The sequence below is a fragment of the Mangrovimonas sp. DI 80 genome, from assembly GCF_001975575.1.
Classification (GTDB): Bacteria; Bacteroidota; Bacteroidia; order Flavobacteriales; family Flavobacteriaceae; genus Mangrovimonas_A; species Mangrovimonas_A xylaniphaga.
The window spans coordinates 42,889-66,246 of sequence record NZ_MSDT01000003.1 but is presented as its reverse complement, the minus strand read 5'-3'; the positions used below and the strand labels follow the sequence as shown (position 1 = coordinate 66,246).

Here is a 23,358-nt window from a genome sequence, read left to right as displayed (position 1 = left end):
AATTGGCCTTTTAAAACTGAAAACTTCCAATTGAAGATTCAAAACACATCTTTTAGATTGACTTGCTCACCTAAGGTTCCTTCTCACTCAACCAACAATACAATTCCCTAATTCTAGATTGAATAAGAAAAAAGTTGGGCATAGATTTAAAGTTCAAATCAAAAAACAACAAAATTATGAAACCATTTCTGAAGCCTTTCCTATTGGCTACAAGTGTTGCTGTGATGTGCTCCTGTAATGCCAAAAATTCAAAACCAATTTCAAATAATTTAAGCGTCTCTTTTCACAACCCCGCCCCCCTCAACCAAGAACAATATATCAAAGTGGCCTTGTTACTGGATACAAGTAACAGCATGGATGGACTCATCGACCAGGCCAAAGCACAATTGTGGAAAATTGTCAACGAACTCTCCTATGCAAAATGCAATGGCAACAGCCCAAAACTTCAAATTGCCCTATATGAATATGGTAATGACAACCTGGATGCTAATAATGGATATATAAGACAAATTCTTCCCTTCAGTGACGATTTGGATGACATCTCTAAGCAACTGTTTTCACTCAGCACTAATGGAGGTCAAGAATATTGTGGTCAAGTTATCCAAACGTCGCTTAGCGAACTGCAATGGGGCAATAATCAAGATGATTTAAAGCTCATTTTTATTGCAGGAAACGAACCCTTTACCCAAGGCCCTATCAGTTACAAGAAAGCGTCTGAATTAGCCATAGAAAAACACATTACGGTGAACACCATTTTTTGTGGTGATTATAACCTAGGAATAAATACCTACTGGAAATCGGGCGCCGATGTTGGCCATGGCAATTATATGGCTATTGACCATAACCGACAAACTGTGTATGTAGCCACTCCATTTGATAGTGAAATCCTTCAACTCAATCAAAAACTGAATGGAACTTATGTGGCTTATGGCAATATTGGCAAAGAGAAAATAATGGAGCAGAAGATTCAAGACACAAATGCAGCTGTTTTAGGGGAAGCAAGTCGCGTAAGTCGAATGGTGAGTAAAAGCACTCACCTCTACACAAATTCCAACTGGGATTTGGTGGACGCTGTCTCAAATGAAGAATTAAAACTTGATGATTTAGAATCCTCCGAATTACCAGAAGAATTAAAAGGTAAATCTACATTAGAAATCAAGGCCTATGTTGCTGCAAAGGAAAAGGAGCGTAAAGCTATACAAGAACAAATACAGCAACTCAACAAAAAGCGACTGCAATTCATTGAAGCAAACAAAACTGAAGAAGGTCAAAATTTGGAGGAAGCCATGGTCACTGCCATTAAAACACAAGCCAAAAAGAAAAACTACCAATGGTAGAGTATAAGCTGCCCTAAAATAAAAAACGTCCCAAATTCGGGACGTTTTCTTATGGTGATTATGGAAATTATTAATTGATCGCAGGACAGTTACACTCATATCTTTCTCTTCTACAATTGAAATTGTAACCAAGTGTAATTTGATGGTACCCTCCATTATCAAACACTACTGAATTTGCTTGATAAGAATAAGTATAGGCGAATACAAAATTATTATAGTCTACACCCACAAATGGTGTAAAATATTGCAATTTTTGATTGCTAACTCCAGATCCGTCTAAGTATTCAGCACCATCCAAGCTTCTTCTATATGACAATCCTCCCCAAATTTTACCAAAATCCATTTCTCTGTAAGCCTTAGCATTTAAATCGAATGAAGATTCTTCTGTAGCATCGCGATACATAAACAAAATTGAAGGCTCGAAACTCCATTCACTTCCATATCGATGGAATACATTTCCAACAGATAACAAATAGGTTCTTAAATTATCATAGCTCAACCCTTGTTCATTAAAATTAATTCCATCATTATTCAAAAGGTTTTTAACAGTTGCATGGGCATACAAATCCAAAAAGTGATATGAAAACCCAAAATCTACATTAAAATTAGTAGCACTCTGTTTCCTGTTCCCTATTATAGGATCAAAAGGTTCATTGATAAATGCGGTTTCATCTAATCTATATTGAATAGCCCCGACACTTAAACCAAAAGATAACATGTTTAAGTCGATTTCATTCCTTGAGAACATTAAATGATGCGCATAAGTCACGTAAGCACCTGTTTGGGAATGGTAACCGTTCTTATCATTATATACAATCGCTCCTATTGCAGATTGTGACTCACCTATTCTACTATTAACACTCATAGTTTGTAATGCTGGCGCATCGTCCTGCCCAAACCACTGCATACGGGCAGTCAATCTTACTTTTGCACAATTTGCAACTCCCGCCATAGAGGGATGAATCAAATAATAATTATCGGTTAAGTAGTCTGAATAGATTGGAAGACCTTCCTGAGCTGTTCCTAATTTTGTAAATAATGCTAAAAATGCTATTAAACAATACTTTTTTAAATTCATAAATTCTATCTTTTCAAGGTAAAATGGGCTTTAAACTTCTTGTTTTGTCCTGTTGATGACTCTAGGTACTCTACTAAGAACCAATAATCGTTTGTCGGCATAGGAGATCCATTGTAGGTACCATCCCATCCGTCTCCCGAAGGACTAATTTGCTTGATCAATTTTCCAAACCCGTCAAATATATAAATTTTAGTGGTAGTTTGACCACTAAATCCAACAATGTTCCAAGTGTCATTATATCCGTCTCCGTTAGGTGTAAAAAACAACGGATAATCCAGTATATTTATTGTTACACTAGCTTCTCCACAGCCAAGTACATCTCTAGCTATTACAGTGTGCTCACCCCAAGAAACATTATAAAATACCCCTGTTGTCTGCCAGGAACCATCATCCAAGCTATACTCATAATTACCTATTCCATAGGCTATCGCTTGAACAACAGAATTCTCTGCGAAAGCTTCAGTGATTACCTTCGCATTCAATACAGGAGGAGCACTTTCAACAACTTCCGCAGTATAAGTATACTCACACATTGTCTCATCTGAGTCGGCAATATTAATCACTGTTACACTAAATTTCCCTTCTTCATTAGGCACATAGTAAGGACTGGTAGCTCCTAAAATCTCCTGGTCATTAAAATACCAAACAAAAAGATACTCTGATTCCGAAAGCCCTGTATCTAGAATTGGCTGTTCTATATATTCAGAATCATCAGTTTGAGAACACAATACATAACGATCTTTAAGGCCTGAATTTGGTAATGAATTTACTTGGATAGTAATCTCTCCAATTTCATAACAAATTGAATTTGCTTCAGCTATTCTACTCTTTACCCTAGCATAAATCACTTGTGGATTGGCCCTATTTTCATATAAATTTGGTAAGGATTCTAAACCATTCTCTGCTTTTTCCTCTGTTTCATAATAAGTGACCTCGAAATCTACAGGACTCTGCCCATTCAATATCTGAGAATCTAAAAAGGATAAATCAAACTGAATCTTATCATTTGAAGGATCACCATCCTCTTCCAAATTATCATCACATAGTTCATAAAATATTGGCTCTATATCATTTGGAATAGATGTAACTATCAACTGAAAACTAGTCACATCAAAACATCCTTGATAGCTTTCATCTTCAATCTTAGCATAAATTATTTGGGGATTACTCACATTTAGATATGGACTGGTTAATTGTCTCACACCTTCATCTGCGTCAGAATTGCTTGCATAATAGGTAACCGATAATTCATTCGATTGTTCTCCTAATATACCACCTGTTTGCTCTTCCAAATTAAATAGTTCAAAACCATCATTAGCATTATCATCGCAAATCTCTATATCCAAAACTTGATTTGCCACCGGTTTCCCTATTGAAATTGAAAACTCACTTACAATAAAACAAGTTTCAGAATACACATCTTCAATCCTAACAAAAATAGTTTGTCCATCTACTGCTGTATATTTTTCAGGATTTTCAATGAGCCCCTCACCGTTATATGCATCTTCAACTTTAGTATAGTATTCTATATTAAAATCGTCAGTATTTTGGGTTCCCAAAATCAAGGGAGTATTTATCGTTAAATCAAAATCAGCGATTGAAGTAGCAGCACAATCTCTTAGATTTTGGACCCCCTGAACCTCTGGGAAAGGGTAAAATTCTACAATAATAGAATCTGTGACTACACAACTAGTCGAGAATTTAATATCTACCGAATATTCAGCATTTTCCGTAACATTTAAATTTGATGATGTTTCTCCTTCAATAACCTCTCCATTCCTATACCAAGTGTGAATTACAGACGAAACATTTGTATCCAAAGTAATAATCTCACCCTCACAAACTGTATTTCTAGCTTCAATTGTAATGTCTTCTCCTAAATCCCCTCCTAAGTTAAAACTTCCAGCCTGTAAGAATACCCCAGAATCCAATGAGGTATCCGCTCCATCTGCAATTACTAATTTAATATGATATACTTCTCCTGAATTTACCATAGACTGTGCAGTAAATACCTTTGTTCTTCCATCAAAAGCAATTGGAGGCTCGTTTACACCAGTAAGACCGCCAAAATACTCTTCGTTAACGGCAGGGCAATTTTCACTAGCTGGACGAACATTAGTCACTGAAACCGGTGTAGAAGTTCCTGGTATTACAGCTAAATTTTCAGTTGTTCCACTAGAATCCGTTAATAAAAAAGCAAATGCGTCTGAATAATCACATTCATATCCATGGTTACTCCCATATTCTTCTGAAGCCATTAAAAAGTTAAAACTAATGGTATCTGCAATTGGAATAAAATCAAATTCAATAATGCTTGCATTATGAGAACTGATTCCTGCAACGTCATCTAAATCAACATCCCCAAGCCAATCATACCCCCCACTAGCTATTTGCTTATTATTTGGACCTTCCGCCAAACTCACATCACCTGACATTAGAAGAATTCCTTCCGAAAAAGGGAAGCCTTGCCCGCCTGAAAAATAGCCAATACCATTAGGATTATTAAAATTAGTCCCCGTAGAATAAGAGACATTGAATACTTCTACACAAGGATTATCAATCAGAACATCTGTAACCAATTCTTCAACAGTGTAAGTTGTCTTGTCTACAATTAAATTAGTACTAGTAACATTTAGAGGAACTTCCTGAATTTTATAACATTGTTCAGCAGAAACATTCTTTACACTTATCACAGAAGCAAAGGTTGCCAAACCAGGATTTGCACAAGTAAAATCTTCACCTTCCAGAGTGTTCCCTTTTTCAAAAATCCAGTTATAAGTAGTTTCTGTGTCTTTTTCGGAAAAAAATACAGACTCATCAAGGTCAAAATGCTGATTTACCTCACAAACATTTTCGGAAAAAACACTAGGTGACACCAATAATGTTAGAGCTAAGTAAATTTTCTTCATAATGTTGCAAATATCCACTAACGAAATCTTTAAAATACTTTCCTTAATTAACAATTGGAAACTTATTAAAAAACAATCTAACATACACAAAGAACGAAAACCACTAATTTTCAGAAAAATACAAAAAAAAAATAATGAGGCTTTGGTTCATGAAAAGGGCTTTTTAATAAATGCGAAAAATAAGAAAAATTGATTAAAAGGCGGGACTAATTTGAAATAAAGTCAAACTATGGGCGGTTTAAAAATAACCACTTATATACTAGACATTTTCATTATCGTACCAAATGCTTTTAGTATTTTTGCAAAAAATAATTCCCGTGAAAAATATAACAATCAAAATACAAGCTACTAGCAACCCATCCATTATCAAATTTGAAGCCGATACGTTTTTAACCCAACATCAAAGCTTTGAATTTAATAATATTGATGAAGCCAAACCTTCTCCGTTGGCGCAACAATTATTCTATTTACCATTTGTAAAAAAGGTTTACATCTCTGGTAATTTTATTGCAGTGGAACGCTACAACATTGTAGAATGGGCCGATGTTCAAGAAGAAGTTGCCACACAAATTCAAGACTATCTCAACGCTGACGGCATAGTCATTGAAGAAGCGACCCCTTCAAAAAAAGTTCCAGTAACTGTGTATGCTGAAAGCACCCCAAACCCATCGGTGATGAAATTTGTTGCCAACAAAAAATTGGTAACTGCAACTTTTGAATTCTCTTCAATTGATGAGGCCAAACTTTCTCCTTTGGCTTCAGAACTGTTCCATTTCCCATTTGTAAAAAATGTGTTCATTGATGAAAATTATGTATCCATCAGCAAATACGACATTGCCGAATGGAATGACATTACCATGGAACTAAGGGAATTCATTAGATCTTATATTGAAAATGGAAAAGAAATTGTTGCTTCAAATGCCAATGTGGTTTTAGAAAAAACACAGGAACAATTGGATGCCAATTTTGAAGCTCTTGATGATACTTCCAAGGAAATCATCAATATTTTAGAAGAATATGTAAAACCCGCAGTGGCTAGTGACGGAGGTAATATCCAATTTGAATCTTATAATTCAGATACAAAAACGGTTAAAGTTATCCTTCAAGGGGCTTGCAGCGGCTGCCCGTCTTCAACATTCACCTTAAAAAATGGTATAGAAAACATGTTAAGGGAAATGCTTAAAGACAAAGTTCAAACAGTTGAAGCAATTAACGGATAGCATATGCAACACACTGAAAACCATTTATTTAAATTGATTTTCAGTATCCAAAACGCAAAAATTCGCCTATATAATTTGTAACTTTATACATCGTTTATTTTTAACCATTTAAAGTTACTCATTATGGCCGTTTTAAAAGTTATAGAAGTTTTAGCCAACTCTGATAAAGGTTGGGAAGCCGCAGCAAAATCAGCAGTGAAACATGCTGCCAAAACCATTAAAAATATCAAATCTGTATTTGTGCATTCGCACAGTGCTGTTGTAGAAGGCGATGAAATCACCGAATACAGAGTGAATGTAAAAATTACCTTTGAAGTTGATTAACGCTTACATCCCGAACAAAAGGCGCTCATTTTAGGAGCGCTTTTTTTTTGTGGCAATTTCATTACTTTTGAAATATGAGGTACCTGATCACCATTCTTTTTATTTCATTAATCAGCTGCAACGGTCAATCTCCCAAAACCATGACACACCAATTCACCAACGATCTCATTCACGAAACAAGTCCCTACCTTCTTCAGCACGCCCACAATCCTGTTGATTGGAAACCTTGGAATGACAAAACCCTTCAACTAGCCAAAGATGGCAACAAACTAATGATCATAAGCGTAGGTTATTCAGCCTGCCATTGGTGCCATGTCATGGAACACGAAAGTTTTGAAGACGAAAAAGTTGCCGAAGTGATGAATGCCAACTACATCAGCATAAAGGTAGACCGCGAAGAGCGTCCCGATGTGGATCAAGTGTATATGGATGCGGTACAACTAATGACCGGAAGCGGCGGATGGCCCATGAATGTGGTTACGCTTCCCGATGGCAGACCTGTTTGGGGAGGCACCTATTTTAAAAAGGAACAATGGATGAGTGCCCTTTCACAAATTTCCAAACTATTCCAGGAACAGCCAGAGCAACTCTACAATTATGCAGATCAATTGGAAAAAGGGCTCAAATCCATGAATCTAGTGGCAATCAATAAAGAGACTCCTAATTTCAAGTTAACACACATTGACAGTATTGTTTCGGAATGGTCCCAGTCTTTCGATTATGAAAATGGAGGCCTGAAAAGAGCTCCAAAATTCATGATGCCCAATAACTATCATTTTTTGTTGCGATACGCCCATCAAACCAATAATACATCTCTCCTTGATTTTGTCAACCTTACTTTAACGCAAATGGCCTATGGTGGCATCTTTGACCAAATAGGTGGCGGCTTTTCCAGATATTCGGTGGACGACAAATGGCATGTCCCCCACTTTGAAAAAATGCTTTATGACAATGGCCAATTGGTAAGTCTCTATTCCGATGCTTACCTACTCACCAAAAACGACCTCTACAAAGACATTATAATTGAAACTCTAAACTTTATTGAAACAGAACTCACCACGCCTGAGGGAGCGTTTATGTCTGCTTTGGATGCCGATAGCAATAATACCCAAGGGCATTTGGAGGAAGGTGCTTACTATGTTTGGACCAAAGAAGAATTGAAAAACCTTTTGAATGAGGACTTTCCTTTATTTTCTGAGTATTATAATGTAAACAATTACGGTCATTGGGAAGGTGACAATTATGTATTGATAAGAAAACTTGATGAGGTACAGTTCTGCACAAAACATGAATTAAGCCAAGCAGACCTTCACTCAAAAAAACTTCATTGGAAGCAAGCCTTACTGAAAGCAAGGACTTTGAGAGAACGTCCCCGATTGGACGACAAAACACTCACGTCTTGGAATGCCATCATGCTCAAGGGTTATGTAGATGCCTATAGAGTTTTAAAAGACCAAAAGTGCCTTGAAATAGCAAAGGCTAATGCCAATTTCATTCTTCAGCAACAATTAAAAGAAGATGGAGGCTTGTTTCACAACTACAAAAATGGCCATAGTTCCATCAATGGCTTTTTGGAAGATTACGCCCTTACCATAGATGCCTTTATCAGTTTATACGAAAACACATTAGAAGATCAATGGCTCAACTCGGCTAGGGATTTTTCCAATTATGCCCTAGATCATTTTTATGACACTCAAAGCAGCATGTTCTTTTTCACCTCTAACGAAGATTCCAGTTTGGTGACCCGAAATATAGAATATCGTGACAATGTGATTCCATCATCCAATTCGGTGATGGCCAAAAATCTATTCAAATTATCACATTATTTCGATAACGACTATTACCATAAAACAGTGACCACCATGTTGAATAATGTTCAAGAAGAAATGACAACTTATGGTTCTGGATTTTCAAATTGGCTGGACTTAATGCTCAATTATACAAATCCCTATTATGAAGTTGTTGTTGTGGGTAAAAAGGCACATGAAAAACTATCTGAAATCAACGAAATTTACATTCCAAACAAACTCATAGCCGGCAGCATTACGTCAAAAGAATCACCTTTATTAAAAAACCGCTATTTGAAAGACAAAACAATGGTTTATGTTTGCGAAAACAATACTTGTCAACTTCCCGTAACAGAAACGGACAAAGCCCTGAAAATGATTTCAAAGTAAAGAACCTGGTCATTCCTGTAAATTTTAAATTTCCGTTACGCGTAGATTAACGCTTTCTGTTTTAAAGGATTATCCATACATTTGATTACTAATTTAAAACACATGAACATGGAACTACAAAAATGGGTAGACAAGGGGTATGACTTAATTATAAATTTTGGTCCAAAAGTACTTGGAGCCATCGCGATTTGGATTATTGGATCGTGGGTCATTAAAGTATTATTCAACACCACAAAGAAAATTTTGGACAAGGGAGATTATGACATCAGTCTTAAGAAATTTCTTTTAAACCTCCTGAATTGGGCCTTAAAAATAGTTCTGATAATTGTTGTTTTAGGCACCGTTGGAGTTGAAACCACTTCTTTTGCGGCCATTATAGCTGCGGCTGGTTTGGCCGTTGGTTTGGCGCTTCAAGGATCGCTTGCAAATTTTGCTGGAGGAGTTTTGATCATGATTTTCAAACCAATCAAAATTGGCGATTTAATTGAAGCCCAAGGTGAAATGGGAGTTGTAAAGGAAATTGAAATCTTCACCACCAAACTAACAGGGCTTTCTAACAAGGAAATCATTATTCCGAATGGTTCCTTATCCAATGGAAACATCATCAATTACACTTCTTTAGGCACAAGACGTGTGGATTTAATTTTTGGTGTGAGCTATGATGCAGATATTAAAGCCACCAAAGAAGTCTTGATGAAGCAATTAACTTCGCACCCTAAGGTTTTAAAAGACCCGGCGCCATCTGTTACCGTTTTGGAATTAGCGGATAGCTCGGTGAATTTTGCTGTAAGACCTTGGTGTAAAACCGACGATTACTGGACAGTATACTTTGACATTATGGAAAGCACCAAAGAGGCGCTTGATGCTGCCGGTATTGAAATTCCTTACCCACACAGTGTGGAAATTCATAAAGAAGGCTAAACTTAAGATTTGGGCTTTAAAGCGATAAAGTCCTTCAAATAAAAAGGCTCAAAATAAGCGACATCTTCGATGTCGTTTTTTTTGAGCTTATCATAAGCCAATGCTCCCATTTCTTTTGCAGAAGGCAACTTCCCTTCCACAAAAACAGCGTTTGGATGAGCAATCAATTCTTTTGTTTTGGCAACTCCATTCCCTACAAAATAGACAGGTCCTTGTTCCAAATATTCAGCATAGGAATCGGCATTCAAAATTTCGGCTTGTACTTCTCGAATAACTTGGTAATCTTTATCTAAAATAGCTGAATACACTTCTAATCTTCGGGCATCTAACATTGGAATTACAACACCTTCATCAGCGTTTACCTGCCTCGCCAAAGCTTCCAAAGTAGACACCGAAATCAATGGTTTATCCAAAGAAAAACATAAGCCTTTAGCGGCAGAAACCCCAATTCTCAAACCAGTATAAGACCCAGGCCCTTTACTGATTGCAATAGCATCCAATTCTGCAGGTTTTATATTGGCAGATTTCACTACCTCATCAATAAACACGTGCAGCGATTCGGCATGAGAATATCCTTCTCCATTATCTTCCTTTAAAACCAACGTTTCCCCATTCTTGGAAATTGCCACCGAACAATTGGTGGTTGTAGTCTCTATACTTAAAATCAACGCCATAATTCTATGGTAAACTATTCTTCTACAGGCTTACCTTCTCCTGTTTGTATTTCAATTTTATCTCCAGGCTTTAATGTTTTGGAAACAATATTATATGGCCCGGTAATGATTTCTTCTCCCTCTGTAAGTCCCGAAACTATTTCAATATTAGAATCATCCTGAATACCGGTTTTTACAACTTTCAACTTAGCCTCATCGTTGTTTCTAACAAAAACACATTCAAACTTTTCATCTAGAATACTGCTTCCCATTTTTGGAGCACCCGGACCTTTCGTTGAACTTGTATCCGTTTTGATTACAATAGCACTAATTGGCACCCCAACAACCTTATTTTTGGTAGTGGTAATAATGTCTACCGTGGCCGTCATCCCTGGTCTAAAAGGGGAATAATGCTCAGGCTTCCCTTCCGTTAGATCACTATAGGATTCTTCCAAAATTCTCACCTTCACCTTAAAATTGGTCACTTGGTCTGCGGTCAAATCACCTTCAGCCGAATTGGCTATTTCAGTAACAAGGCCTCTAAACTCCTTCTTCAGATAAGCATCTACTTCCACAATTGCAGAGTCCCCAATTTGCACTTTAACAATATCATTTTCATTCACATCAACCTCAACCTCCATATTGCTTAAATTGGCCACTCTCATAATTTCGGTACCGGCCATTTGTTGGGTTCCAACAACACGCTCTCCCAATTCTACATCCAATCTTGAAATGGTACCGCTCATAGGGGCATAAATCGTAGTTCTATTTAAATTGTCTCTCGACTCATTCACTGTAGCGGCTGCACTTTGCACATTGAAAAAGGCTGACTCCTTACTGGCTTGAGCAACTTCATATGTTGAAATGGCCTTATCCCAATCGGACTTTGAAATGATGCCTTTTTCGAAAAGCACTTTGTTTCTATCGTAATTGGCCTTTGCCTCTTTCAAAGACGCTTCTGCCTGACTTAAACCGGCTCTTGAATTTTGCAGGGTTGCCTGCGATCGGTTTAAATTAGACTGATAAATATCTGGATTGACACGCACCAAAAGGTCGCCTTTTTTAACTTGCTGACCTTCTACAATTGGTAACTCAATAATTTCTCCGGAAACCTCACTGGATAATTTCACTTCTATTTCTGGTTGGATTTTTCCTGTTGCCGAAACGGTTTCCACAATATCCATTAAGGCAATTTTTTGAGTTTCTACTACTTTAAAATTCCCTTGCTTACCAAACCAGCCAAGTTTTTTTCCTAAAATTAAAACTACGGCCAAAGCTATGATTGCGAGAAGAGCAATGAGTCCTTTTTTACTCATAAAATCTAATTAATTTGGGTGATTGGAATTCCAAAATAGAACTCCAGAACTTTGAGTTTAAATATGTAATCGTATTTTGTTCTAATAACTTCAGATTGCGAATTTTCATATTGGGTACGCGATTGGTTAAAATCAAAAGCGTTAGACAATCCCACATTGTAACGTTCCTTAGAATACTCAAAAGCCAACTGTCTTGCTTCCTCTGTTTGAAGTGCTGCCTCGTAAGCCTTTTTAGCGTTCTTGGCATCATTGTAAGCTTGGTATACATTGGCTTCCAAATCCAATTCCGCCTGTTCCTGTTGGTATTTGGCCCTTTCAAGATTTACCATTTGGCGCTGCACATTATTTCTTACGGCAAAGCCATTAAAAATTGGAATGTTCAACCTCAACCCTAAATTATGACCATCATTAATACTGAATTGGTCAAACAAATCTCTTGGACCTCCAATAACCGACACATAATTTGGCGTCAACACATTTTGGCCAGTCCCTTCCACAACGCCTATTATTCTTGAAGGATTATTGGGATCCAATTCTGAACCAACAATGATATCACTATACGATGCTCTGGTATCATACCCATAGTATCCTGACAAGGATGGCTGATAAGCCCCTCTAGAAATTTTCAAATCATACTCGGCCACTTCGGTATTGGTTTCGGCAATTTTCACATCATTTACCACTTCTTTAGCCTTGTCCACAATGTCAGAAGCACTTTCCGATAGGATATCTTCTGCAAAGATATCATAACTTTCATCAACAATGTCAAAATTCTGGTAGTCCTTTATCTGCAGTAGTTGCGCCAAACTCAGTTTGGAAATAAACAGTGTATTTTCTGCTGCTATGATTTCCTGCTTTTGAGTGGCATCTGTAGCCTTGATCTCCAAAAGGTCGCCTTCCGGTAAAGTCCCGGCGTTTACCATTTCTTGGGTACGCTGTAAATTTTCTTGGGTAATTACGTTTTGGGCCTGAAGTACTTTAAGTTGCTCCTTATTGAATAAAATTTGCAAAAATGCATTGGCCACAAACAAAGAAATATCATCCTTCATTTTATCCAATTGGTACTCACCAGCCAAAATTGCCAACTTAGAACGATGCATTTGTCGCTGATTCTGCAAACCTGCGTAAATATCAAACGAAGAGGATACTCCAAAGGAGGTAAATTGCGTAGTCAGGTTTTCTAAAATACCCGTTGTAATATTCTGGTTAAGACCAATATTCCAGGAATGCGACGCGGAAGCATTTAAACTTGGAAGAAAATTACCAAAGGCATCTTTTTTGTTTATTTCTGCGACTTCCAAATCCAATTCGGATTGTTGAATTGAAATATTATGCTCTAAAGCATAATCCACACATTCAATCAATGTCCACTTTTTTTCTTGGGCTTGGGATGCAAAGGAGACAAGTGCTATTAATAGGAAAAATTGTGTTTTCATAATCGATATATAAGTCTGAGGAAATGTTAAAGTGTTACAAAATTCATGAATTAATTTTGAGCATATTGAGGCGCTCCCTGTAGCTGATTCCACACCTTAATTTTATCATCTTTTGTCACACCATTTTTTACTTCAACATATATACCATCACTAATGCCCAACTCCACATCTTTACGCTCAAACTTTTGGTCTCCTGTTTCAATTTCTACGTAAGGTAATTTTGTTTCTTTATCATATTGCACCAAGGCTTCCTTAATGGCCAACACCTTTTCTGCCTTATCCAAAATAATGGCCGCGTTGGCACTCAAACCAGCTCTAATGAAAGTGGTGTCCATTTTGGTAAGTGTTCCTTTTATTTCAAATTGAATGGCGCCATTTTCCTCCACACCTTTAGGAGCTATATAATCCAAGACCGCATCAAACTCTTTATTTTCGATAGCCCCAACGGTAATTTCCAACGGCAAACCTTCTTTAATTTTTCCAACTTCGCTCTCATCAACCTTTCCTTCAAATATCATTTTCTTGACATCTGCCAAAGAAGCTATGGAGGTCCCTTCGTTAAAGTTGTTGGCTTCAATAACTTGATTCCCCACTTTCACAGGCACATCCAATACCATCCCAGAAACCGTCGCTCTTACCTGAGTTTGCGCAATATTTCCCAAACCACTGGTAGTTCCTGTTTTGATAATATCGTAATTCTGTTTAGCGGAGTTTAAATTGATCCTGGCCTGCTCTACACTTTGTTTCGTTTGCAAATAAGTATTTTTGATACTTTCAAAATCATTAGCTGAAATCACCCCTTTATCAAACAAAGCTTTCTGTCTATCGTAATTTGCCTGTTGGGTTTCTAAATTAATTTGTGCCGTTTGCAATGCGGTTTGGTTAGTTGCAATGCTGTTTTTGGCACTTGTTAAAGAAGACACATTTGGAATGACGCGAATTTGGGCTATCAAATCACCCGACTTTACATATTCTCCTGCTTCTATAAAAATCTCTTCTATAACTCCAGAAATATTTGGCTTTATTAGAACTTCTTCCTTTGGCACAATACTACCCGTAGCCACCGTTTTCACAACAATGGTTTGTTCGCTAGGCACCTCAGTAGTATACTTTATAGGATCTTCCTGATTTTTTTGCCATAAATAATATAATGCTGCAGAAAATGCAACAACTATAAAGGCAAGAATAATTACGGTTTTTGTCCTTCTCATCTGTATTGCTATTTAAATTTGGTTTGTTAGGATGTATTTCATTTTTATTCTATTCGCAAGGCATCAACGGGTTTCATTTTTGTCGCGCTATTTGCAGGTATCAACCCTGCCAACAAGCCAGATACCACCAATATGATCAATGCTGTAAACACCACGGTCATGTTTACACTTGGATTCGCAAAATTCTCTACAGGGCCACCACTGTCCAATAGGTAATTCAGTAGCCAAATCATGAAAGCGGAAAAGGAAATCCCCACCATTCCAGACAGAATGGTCAACAACAAACTTTCCTGTAGGATTTGTCCTTTAATTGTCCATGGACTTGCCCCCAAAGCTCTGCGCACACCTATCTCCTTGGTTCGTTCCTTAACCACAATGAGCATGATGTTACTGATTCCAATAATTCCAGACATGAGTACCAAAGCCCCCACAAAATATCCCACAATGGTTAAAATTGTAAATAGGCCATTAACACGTTCAAACTGTTCGGATAAATCAAAGTGACCAATGGCTCGATCATCCTCAGGAGCTACTTTATGCCTCGATTTCATTAAATCGAATATTTGTTGTTTTACAGAAGTAATGGTTACATCATCAACTGCTGTAATAGCCATCCACCCCACATTATCCCCTCTATTGAAAGCATTTCCAAATGTTGTAAATGGAATGTATACGGTATTGGCATCCTGTTCGCGATCTCCTTGGCTGTTGCTCATCTTAAAAGTGCCAACTACCATAAAGTTTACACCATTAATCTTGATATAAGAGCCCATAACCTCCTCCCCTTTGTCATAAAGTCCTTTCACAACATCCGTCCCAATGACACACACCTTACGTTTGGTATTGATATCGGAATAGCTAATGAACCTTCCTTGTAGAATGTCCATGGGCTGCTGATTAATATACTCCGGATAATCGCCATAAATTTCAAAGGCTCCTGTTTTGGTTCCTCTTGTAACATTGTTGGACCCCATGAATCCCCCCAATTGATTTCTGGGAGACACATATTTTAGATTGGGCACCTGAGCCTTGATCGCTTCTACATCGTCCAATTTATAACTGAAGTTTCGTCCTTTGGGCATTCCCTTGTAAGGGATGGAAGTTCTTTGGGTCCACATAAACATGGAATTAGTGGCAAAGTCGCCAAAATCGGCGGTGACCCCATTTTTTAGTCCATTGGTTAGAGCCAGCAACAATACCAATATAAAGATCCCCCAAAAAACCCCGAAAGCCGTTAAAAAGGTTCTGAATTTATTGGTGGCAAGTGCCTGTAATATTTCGTCCCAACGATCTTTATTAAACATATTATTCGTCCCTTAATGCCTCGATAGGCTTAATTTTTGCAGCTCTATATGCCGGAATAAATCCAGCCAATGCTCCTGCAAATACTAAAATAAACACTGTGGTTATGGCAATGTTGAAATCAACTTGCGGATATTTTATAAAATCACTTTCTACTTGAGGGCCGACGGCTTCCAATAATGCCAATCCAGATATCAAACCAAATAATCCTGAAAACATGGTTACAAAAACAGCTTCCTGAATGATCATGCCGATTATGGACCATGGCAAGGCGCCTAAGGCTTTTCTAATTCCAATCTCTTTGGTACGCTCTTTTACAATAATGAGCATGATGTTTCCAACACCCACAATTCCTGCGATAATTGTTCCAATCCCTACAAACCAAAACACCGCCTTGATAGTATCAATAAGCTTATATATTTTTTTAGCTTCCTCAAGCGTGTTATAAACTCTAACCGCCCCAGTATCATCTGGAGCTACTGTATGCATTTGCTTGATTTGAGATTCAATTTCTGTGGAAATATTTTGCGATAAGGTAACCGCATCGGAGAAATTATCGGACATCTCCACTGTGAACAACATGTTTCGAATATTGTCCCCAATGTTAAACACCTTTTGAGACGTAGATATTGGTATATAAGCCTGGTCTTCTTCCCTATCTCCTCCTGGATCAGAAAACACACCAATCACCTTAAAATTCATGCCATACATTAGGATGTTCTTGTCTATAGCATCCTCATCCTTAAACAAGTCCCGTTTCAGTTTGTTCCCTATAACGGCCACCTTTTTGGCTTCATCAAGGTCTGCCTGATTTAAAAACCGTCCTTTTAAAATATCTGCATTTTCAATAAACTGATGGTCGGGCATCACTCCTCTTATCCGATAACTTCCTGTTTGGTTTCCATAGGTCATGGTTACCCCCCACATTCCATGGAGCGATGACTCGTACTCCAAGTAATCCTTATACTTGGTAGAAACCATATCAAAATCACCGTTCTTTAGTTGGACATAGCGACCAGGGTTAAGGCCTTTGTATTCCTTTGTAGTTCTATTGGTCCAAACGGTTATCATGTTTGTGGCATCCCGCTGAAATTGTGAAGTCACTCCATTTTCGATGCCTTTACTGAAGCCTAACAAAATGACAAGAATAAAAATACCGGAGGCCACCGAAAGCCCGGTTAAAAACGTTCGAAGTTTATTTTTTCGTAGCGTTTCAAAGATTTCCTGCCATCGTTCAATATCAAACATATTGAGAAGCCCTTACTTGTTCTACTAAACTATCATCAATAATTACCCCATCCTTAAGATTCACGATACGCTTGGTCATATTGGCAATATCATGTTCATGGGTCACCACCAAAATAGTTTTGCCTTCATCGTTAATTCCCTGGATCAATTCCATCACTTCATAAGAAGTCGCGGTGTCCAATGCTCCAGTAGGCTCATCGGCCAACAGTACCTTTGGGTCACTTGCCAAGGCTCTAGCAATGGCTACCCTTTGCTTTTGCCCTCCTGAAAGTTCACTTGGCAAATGATTGGACCAAGGCCCTAATCCCACCTTTTCCAGATAATGCCTCGCCTTATCAATGCGTTCCTTACGCTTGATACCTTGATAGTATAAAGGCAAAGCCACATTATCTAAAGCACTTTTGTAATTTATTAAGTTGAAAGATTGAAAAATAAAGCCTAAGAATTCATTTCTGTATTTTGCGGCTATTTTTTCGTTGAGATTTTGAATAGGGAAACCATCTAAAACATATTCACCGGAATCGGCTTCGTCCAGCATGCCCAAAATATTTAATAAGGTAGACTTGCCAGAACCAGAAGAGCCCATAATAGAAACAAGCTCACCTTCTTTTACATTAAAGTTAATTCCCTTCAACACATGGAGACTATTGCTCCCCATATGGTAAGACTTGTGAATATTCTTTATTTCAATCATAAATAGATAGTTATAGCCTATACAATGTTACATAAAAGTTAAAACCTTTTATACTAACAAACTGTTAAGAATTACTTAACTAGGTATACTATTAAGACTGAAATGATTAAAAAATGTTACAGTAAAATGGAACTATTTTGATTTTTCTGCCCGAAAGAACTTGTAATAGATAATAACTCCAATTCCTCCTATCAAAATATACGGAATGGCCATTAGATACACAATCCCATTATTCACACCTTCTGCAGCCGATTGCCCCTCTTCACTCTCCAAAACAGCGCGACACATGGCACATTGTGCAAAAGAGTTCAATGACAACAAAAAAGCGATACAGAGGATGGTCCATCTAGACTTCATAACTATGCGTAATAAGGTGAAATCATAATATATACTACAACTCCAGTAATAGCCACATATATCCACATAGGAAACGTGATTTTTGCTATTTTCTTATGCCTTTCAATATTATTGGTAATAGCTCGAACATAGGTAATCAACACAAAAGGGATGATCACTATTGAAAGAATAATATGGGTTATCAAAATGAAATAGTAGATATAAGCTATAGCTCCTTCCCCTCCAAATTTTGTAGAATCACTTGTCATATGGTAGGCTACATACATAACCAAAAACAGTACGGAAAGAATAATGGCAAACTTCATTAAACCTTCATGCAAGCTTACCTTTTTATTTTTAATGGCCAAAAATGCCAATACCAAAACCAAAGCGGTTACGGCATTGATAGCTGCATAAATAGGAGGCAAAAAGGTTAGAGGCTCAACATCAAAGCCCATTTTTCGTAGGTTCACACCAAAAAGGGCCGCCACAGCCAACGGAATTGCTACGGATAAAATAACAATCCACTTATTATATTTTTTCTCTTCCAAGACTTGTTGATTACTCATATTTATTTCGTAATTGATAGCTATATTTATTTACTCCTGCAATAATTGTGCAATGTCTTCCTTAAGCATTGTAATTTGCTGCTCTTGGCCTTCATCGTCTTTTTGTTCTGCTTCAGAAATTATCCCGTTGTAAAAAATCAAAGGATTTCCAGCAACCACTCTTGAACGGATAAATCCATTTTTGTCGATTAAGGCAAAATTCCCTGAATGTTCAAAACCACCGGCTACTTCTTCATTTTCCCCGGTATACAGGTTGAAGCCAATATTCGCCAACTCGTAAATAGCATCCTTATCGCCTGTCATTAAATGCCAGTTAGGATTGGTAATACCATAATTATCGGCATACACCTTCAAAACTTCTGTAGTATCGTGCCCTGGATTGATGGTAAAAGATGCTACGCCAAAATCAGCAAATTCCTTGAATTCATTTTGAATCTGAACCAAGTTTTTGTTCATTTTTGGACATATGGATGGGCATGTTGTAAAGAAAAATTCCACTACATACACCTTTCCTTCATAATCCTTATTGGTTATTTGATTTCCATTTTGATCGACAAAACTGAAATCTGGCACTTTTTTAGGCTCCCCATTAATGTTCAAAAAAGCCAATTCGGAAGTTGCAACCTCTTTCTCTTTGGTATTGGCCTGATCACTTCTACTTTCGTTTCTAGTGATATCTTCATTTGTAATCCTATCGACAATTTTTGGAACAAAAATGATACCAAAAACCAAAATGATAAAGGCAATCCCTACGTATGAATAGTTTGTTTTATTGCTCATCGCTATGTTCTTTTAAATCGTTTGCACGTCTTTGGGTAGAATCGTAGTTCCCCTTTCGGCGCTCGCGGTATTCTGTAAACAAAATTCGTAAATCTTCGGCACTTAACTTATTTTTCAACTCAGCAACTTCAATGGCACTGTATGAGTATAACGGGTAAGGTGCTAAATTCTTTTTCTTTTCCCAATCTTCACGATCGTCAGTCCTTCCACGTTGTTTCAAATCGGTATCTACAATGAATACTTGCTCCGTAGAAAGGTTTTCATTCAATTGCATATCCGATTTCAAACTTTGGAAAACAGTTTGGATACTGGTTTCATCAAGTGTTACAAAATGCCAAAAGCGCATGTCTTCATAACTGGCTATTTCCTTGAACAATTCCTCTGCTTCAGTTTTGGCCTCTGGCGTTACCAATATGACAATTTGAAACTTCTTAAATCCCTTGAATTTATCATAGATTAATTCCTTAAGGTTTAAGGCTGGCGTAGATTGTTCCTTTGGATGCTTTCCAAAGAATCCCAAAACTGTTAAATGATCCTTCAATTGGATGTCGGAATCGCTTCTTTGCGGTAAATCCAGAACATTCTCATGAACGATTTCCAAAGTATTGTAATTATCGTTTGAAAGCGATAAAACCAGAACAAACATTACTGGCAGCAAGAAGAGAATTCCTAAGACCAGATTACGCTTTACTTGATTGTTTTTCATGGGTGCAAAAATAAAAAAGACGGTTGAATAACCGCCTTTTTTGTATCTATTTAACGTTAAGCAACGTTCTTAAAAATCACTTTTGATATACCCTGATGAATATACACCTTGAATATAATCACCTTCGGTTAAAAGAATGAACGCTAAGTAGCAAATCAAGAATACCCCTGTCCATACCACAGCTCTTCTCAAACCTGAAGTTTCATCTCTCATGTGCATGAAGTCCCAAGTAATGTAATAAGCCTTAACAAGTGTCAAGATGATGAAAATCCAGTTTAGTAATTTCATCCCGATTACTTTCCCCATAAACATTTCTGGCTTATAGATACCTAAAACAACTTCAACAGCTGTAATAATGGAAAGTAACACCAATACTCCCCAAATTTTTTGAGTGTTGGATTTAAACTTAACTAATCCTCTTAAAATCTCTAATTTATGTGCGTGTGCCATTGTAACTATTTTATCTAAATTAAACTAGGTAGAAGAATGTAAATACAAATACCCAAACTAAATCTACAAAGTGCCAGTAAAGTCCAACTTTCTCTACCATTTCGTAGCTTCCTCTTCTCTCATAAGTTCCCAATATAACATTGAAGAAAATAATGATGTTAAGTACCACTCCTGAGAATACGTGAAAACCGTGGAATCCAGTAATAAAGAAGAAGAAATCAGCAAATAACGGTGATCCGTACTCATTTACGTGCAAGTTAGCACCTTCAACCACCATTTTACCATTAGTTTTAAGCGCTTTTAAAGACTCCTCTCTTGTCAACACTGTCTTGTGCCCGTGTTCATCAAGTGTTTGGGTTCTTACCAAAATATCACTGTGAGACTCCAATCCTTTTACTACTTCTTCTACAGTATAGGTAGGTAAAGAAGATTCTCCAACAAACCAAAGTCCGTTTTTGTTTTCATGAGTTGTACGCTCAGAGTGTTCTGCCACAACAAAGTCACGCAATGCTACACGCTCTCCTTCAGCATTTACAAATTGAAGAATGTTTCCCCCTTTAGTTTGCACAGCACCGTAGTCTCCTTGAATAAAGGTAGCCCATTCCCAAGCTTGAGATCCAACGAAGATCAAACCACCAATAATGGTCAAGAACATATAGAAAGTCACTTTAGACTTCTTCATGTGGTGACCTGCATCTACAGCCAATACCATAGTCACGGAAGACATAATCAAAACAAAGGTCATGAAAGCAACGTAAATCATAGGCAATTCTTGCCCGTGTAAAAACGGAACGTGGGTAAAAACCTCATCCGCTATAGGCCAAGTTCCGATGAATTTGAATCTTGAAAATCCATAAGCTGCCAAAAATCCAGAAAAAGTTAAAGCATCCGAAACGATGAAAAACCACATCATCATTTTACCATAACTTGCCTTAAGAGGCTCATTTCCACCTCCCCAAGTTTTGCCTTCTGTACCAGTATTCACTACTGTAGTATTCATATTAAGCGTTTATTTTGTTAAAATTTGCACAAAAATAATCATTTTATCCATCTAACGAAACTTCGCTTTCATATTTTCAAAACAAATGCTTGATAAAGAAAGGGAATTCCTAAAACGGGATAAAAGTCAAATATATACTATCCTATATAATTTAAAAATAAAAATAGAAATATCCATAAGATATCTACAAAATGCCAGAAAGTTGCAGATAGTTCTACCCCTAGCATTTCCTTTGAAGAATACTTCTGTTTAAAATGGTTATAAATTACCACCAAAATTGAAAGTAAGCCAGCCACTACGTGCGCAATATGAGCTGCGGCAATGATGTACACAAAGCTCATGGTAACATTGCTGGTAGGACCTGTAAAATTATACCCCAAGCCAATAATTTGGGAAAAACCTAAAAATTGACTGTAAATGAACACCACACCCAATACAAATGTCAAACATAAAAACAGAGTCGCGAGACTTCTATTGTCCTGTTTTAAGGCACGCTTTGCTAAAATAAAAGAGATACTACTTAACACGATAACCACCGTGCTCACTATAAAAGCGCTTGGCAACTGAAAATCATTCAGCCAATCGGGGCGACTTTTACTCACAATTACAGCACTGGTTAATCCTGCAAAAGACATAAATAATGAAATGATACCAAACCATAGCATCATTTTTTTAGCTCTTGCGTTTTTCTCTTGAAAGGTTCCTTCGGTTAAATCCATTTATCTCAAAAATTTGTCTATAACGTATACTATCTGTAATAAAGTAATGTATGATACACTGGCCAACATCAACTGTCTGGCAGCTTGGGCGGTTCTTTTCTTAAATAGATCCAAGGCATAATACAACATTAGACCTCCTAACAGAAATACAATAATTGCCGCTACCACCGAAAGTTTTAAATCGCCTGTAAATCCAAACACCGGAATGATCGACACCAAAATAGTCCAGATGGAATACATGATGATCTGCACTGCAGTTCCTTTATCGCGCTTTCCTGTTGGCAACATAAAAAAGCCTCCCTTTTTGTAATCGTCAAACAAGAACCAACCAATAGCCCAAAAGTGTGGAAACTGCCAAAAGAATTGCAAGGCAAATAAAGTACCTGGCTCAATTCCAAAGTGATTTCTAGCAGCTACCCACCCCAACATAAACGGAATGGCTCCTGGAATGGCCCCAACAAAAACCGACAATGGTGTTTTGGTTTTTAAAGGCGTGTAAACACTGGTGTATAAAAAAATGGAAATGGCCCCATACATGGCCGTTCTTGGATTAATAATGTATAAGGTGATGATCCCCAAAATGGTAAACAACACCGCAATTGCAAACCCCGTGTTTACCGACATACGGCCCGCAGGAATCGGTCTGTTTTTGGTACGGTCCATCTTGGCGTCCAAATCGCGCTCAATAATCTGGTTGAATGCATTGGAAGCTCCCACCATAAAATACCCGCCAAAGGCAAGAAGTATCAAAGTGGTCAATTCTATACTTTCGGCACCCAACAAGTACCCCGCTATGGAAGAAAAAACAACACTAACCGAAAGTCTTATTTTAGTGATTTCCTTAAAATCAGAAAATACTGAACTTATTGAAACTGAAGAATTTTTAATACTCAAACCCGTAAAATTTGTCGCTGTAATTTTTGCGTGGGCAAAGATACTTTATTAATTCTTATTGGACAATGCCGTTCTTTG

General features: G+C 37.4%; 22 protein-coding genes. 5 read left to right on the top strand and 17 right to left on the bottom strand.

Going from position 1 to position 23,358, the window contains the following annotated elements; all coding sequences use genetic code 11:
* Positions 1–176 precede the first annotated feature (176 nt).
* Positions 177–1,337, top strand: coding sequence for a VWA domain-containing protein (locus BKM32_RS06580; protein WP_076663111.1), 1,161 nt, complete (start codon positions 177–179; stop codon positions 1,335–1,337).
* Positions 1,338–1,407: 70 nt separating this feature from the next.
* On the opposite strand, the gene BKM32_RS06575 is transcribed toward BKM32_RS06580, so the two are convergent.
* Positions 1,408–2,415 carry a type IX secretion system membrane protein PorP/SprF gene (locus BKM32_RS06575; protein WP_076663109.1) on the bottom strand — a complete coding sequence of 336 codons (1,008 nt, stop codon included), beginning with the start codon at positions 2,413–2,415 and terminating at the stop codon, positions 1,408–1,410.
* 5 nt (positions 2,416–2,420) lie between these two features.
* The gene (locus tag BKM32_RS06570) at positions 2,421–5,291 is read right to left on the bottom strand and encodes a T9SS type B sorting domain-containing protein (RefSeq protein WP_171971848.1); all 2,871 of its coding nucleotides are present in this window, start codon (positions 5,289–5,291) and stop codon (positions 2,421–2,423) included.
* A gap of 350 nt (positions 5,292–5,641) precedes the next feature.
* On the opposite strand from BKM32_RS06570, the gene BKM32_RS06560 reads away from it, so the two are divergent.
* The 4 genes from BKM32_RS06560 (at position 5,642) to BKM32_RS06545 (ending at position 9,966) form a co-directional block, all read left to right on the top strand.
* Positions 5,642–6,544, top strand: a complete 903-nt coding sequence (locus tag BKM32_RS06560) for a NifU family protein (protein ID WP_240472280.1) — start codon at positions 5,642–5,644, stop codon at positions 6,542–6,544.
* A gap of 123 nt (positions 6,545–6,667) precedes the next feature.
* Positions 6,668–6,868, top strand: coding sequence for a dodecin family protein (locus tag BKM32_RS06555; RefSeq protein WP_053978140.1), 201 nt, complete (start codon positions 6,668–6,670; stop codon positions 6,866–6,868).
* Between the two features lie 140 nt (positions 6,869–7,008).
* Positions 7,009–9,045 (top strand): thioredoxin domain-containing protein, encoded by a 2,037-nt coding sequence (locus BKM32_RS06550; RefSeq protein WP_076663313.1) that lies wholly within the window; start codon positions 7,009–7,011, stop codon positions 9,043–9,045.
* A gap of 108 nt (positions 9,046–9,153) precedes the next feature.
* Positions 9,154–9,966, top strand: coding sequence for a mechanosensitive ion channel family protein (locus BKM32_RS06545; protein WP_076663312.1), 813 nt, complete (start codon positions 9,154–9,156; stop codon positions 9,964–9,966).
* 2 nt (positions 9,967–9,968) lie between these two features.
* On the opposite strand, the gene tsaB is transcribed toward BKM32_RS06545, so the two are convergent.
* From tsaB to cyoE, 15 genes are all read right to left on the bottom strand, one after another.
* Complete coding sequence (gene tsaB, locus BKM32_RS06540) at positions 9,969–10,640, bottom strand: tRNA (adenosine(37)-N6)-threonylcarbamoyltransferase complex dimerization subunit type 1 TsaB (protein ID WP_076663105.1); 672 nt, start codon at positions 10,638–10,640, stop codon at positions 9,969–9,971.
* Positions 10,641–10,654: 14 nt separating this feature from the next.
* On the bottom strand, positions 10,655–11,935 hold the full coding sequence (locus BKM32_RS06535) for an efflux RND transporter periplasmic adaptor subunit (protein WP_076663103.1): 1,281 nt from the start codon (positions 11,933–11,935) through the stop codon (positions 10,655–10,657).
* 5 nt (positions 11,936–11,940) lie between these two features.
* The gene (locus tag BKM32_RS06530; protein WP_076663101.1) at positions 11,941–13,371 is read right to left on the bottom strand and encodes a TolC family protein; all 1,431 of its coding nucleotides are present in this window, start codon (positions 13,369–13,371) and stop codon (positions 11,941–11,943) included.
* A gap of 50 nt (positions 13,372–13,421) precedes the next feature.
* Positions 13,422–14,582 (bottom strand): efflux RND transporter periplasmic adaptor subunit, encoded by a 1,161-nt coding sequence (locus BKM32_RS06525; RefSeq protein ID WP_076663100.1) that lies wholly within the window; start codon positions 14,580–14,582, stop codon positions 13,422–13,424.
* A gap of 44 nt (positions 14,583–14,626) precedes the next feature.
* Complete coding sequence (locus BKM32_RS06520; protein ID WP_076663098.1) at positions 14,627–15,886, bottom strand: ABC transporter permease; 1,260 nt, start codon at positions 15,884–15,886, stop codon at positions 14,627–14,629.
* A 1-nt stretch (position 15,887) separates the two neighbouring features.
* Positions 15,888–17,132, bottom strand: a complete 1,245-nt coding sequence (locus tag BKM32_RS06515) for an ABC transporter permease (protein WP_076663097.1) — start codon at positions 17,130–17,132, stop codon at positions 15,888–15,890.
* Positions 17,125–17,826, bottom strand: coding sequence for an ABC transporter ATP-binding protein (locus BKM32_RS06510; RefSeq protein ID WP_053978133.1), 702 nt, complete (start codon positions 17,824–17,826; stop codon positions 17,125–17,127). The genes BKM32_RS06515 and BKM32_RS06510 overlap by 8 nt, the downstream gene beginning before the upstream one ends.
* 132 nt (positions 17,827–17,958) lie before the next feature.
* Positions 17,959–18,183 carry a hypothetical protein gene (locus BKM32_RS06505; protein ID WP_076663096.1) on the bottom strand — a complete coding sequence of 75 codons (225 nt, stop codon included), beginning with the start codon at positions 18,181–18,183 and terminating at the stop codon, positions 17,959–17,961.
* Between the two features lie 2 nt (positions 18,184–18,185).
* Complete coding sequence (locus BKM32_RS06500; RefSeq protein WP_076663095.1) at positions 18,186–18,731, bottom strand: DUF420 domain-containing protein; 546 nt, start codon at positions 18,729–18,731, stop codon at positions 18,186–18,188.
* Between the two features lie 30 nt (positions 18,732–18,761).
* Complete coding sequence (locus tag BKM32_RS06495; RefSeq protein WP_076663094.1) at positions 18,762–19,511, bottom strand: SCO family protein; 750 nt, start codon at positions 19,509–19,511, stop codon at positions 18,762–18,764.
* On the bottom strand, positions 19,501–20,217 hold the full coding sequence (locus BKM32_RS06490; protein ID WP_076663092.1) for a hypothetical protein: 717 nt from the start codon (positions 20,215–20,217) through the stop codon (positions 19,501–19,503). Before BKM32_RS06490 ends, BKM32_RS06495 begins: the two co-directional genes overlap by 11 nt.
* A gap of 69 nt (positions 20,218–20,286) precedes the next feature.
* Positions 20,287–20,667 carry a cytochrome C oxidase subunit IV family protein gene (locus BKM32_RS06485; protein WP_053978128.1) on the bottom strand — a complete coding sequence of 127 codons (381 nt, stop codon included), beginning with the start codon at positions 20,665–20,667 and terminating at the stop codon, positions 20,287–20,289.
* A 19-nt stretch (positions 20,668–20,686) separates the two neighbouring features.
* A complete protein-coding gene (locus BKM32_RS06480; RefSeq protein WP_053978127.1) occupies positions 20,687–21,667 on the bottom strand; it encodes a cytochrome c oxidase subunit 3 in 981 nt (326 codons plus the stop codon).
* Positions 21,668–21,804: 137 nt separating this feature from the next.
* Entirely contained in the window at positions 21,805–22,386 is a 582-nt protein-coding gene (locus BKM32_RS06475; RefSeq protein WP_053978126.1) for a cytochrome c oxidase subunit 3, read from the bottom strand.
* Positions 22,387–23,274, bottom strand: coding sequence for a heme o synthase (gene cyoE / locus BKM32_RS06470; protein ID WP_053978251.1), 888 nt, complete (start codon positions 23,272–23,274; stop codon positions 22,387–22,389). It abuts the gene before it with no gap.
* Positions 23,275–23,358: the final 84 nt, after the last annotated feature.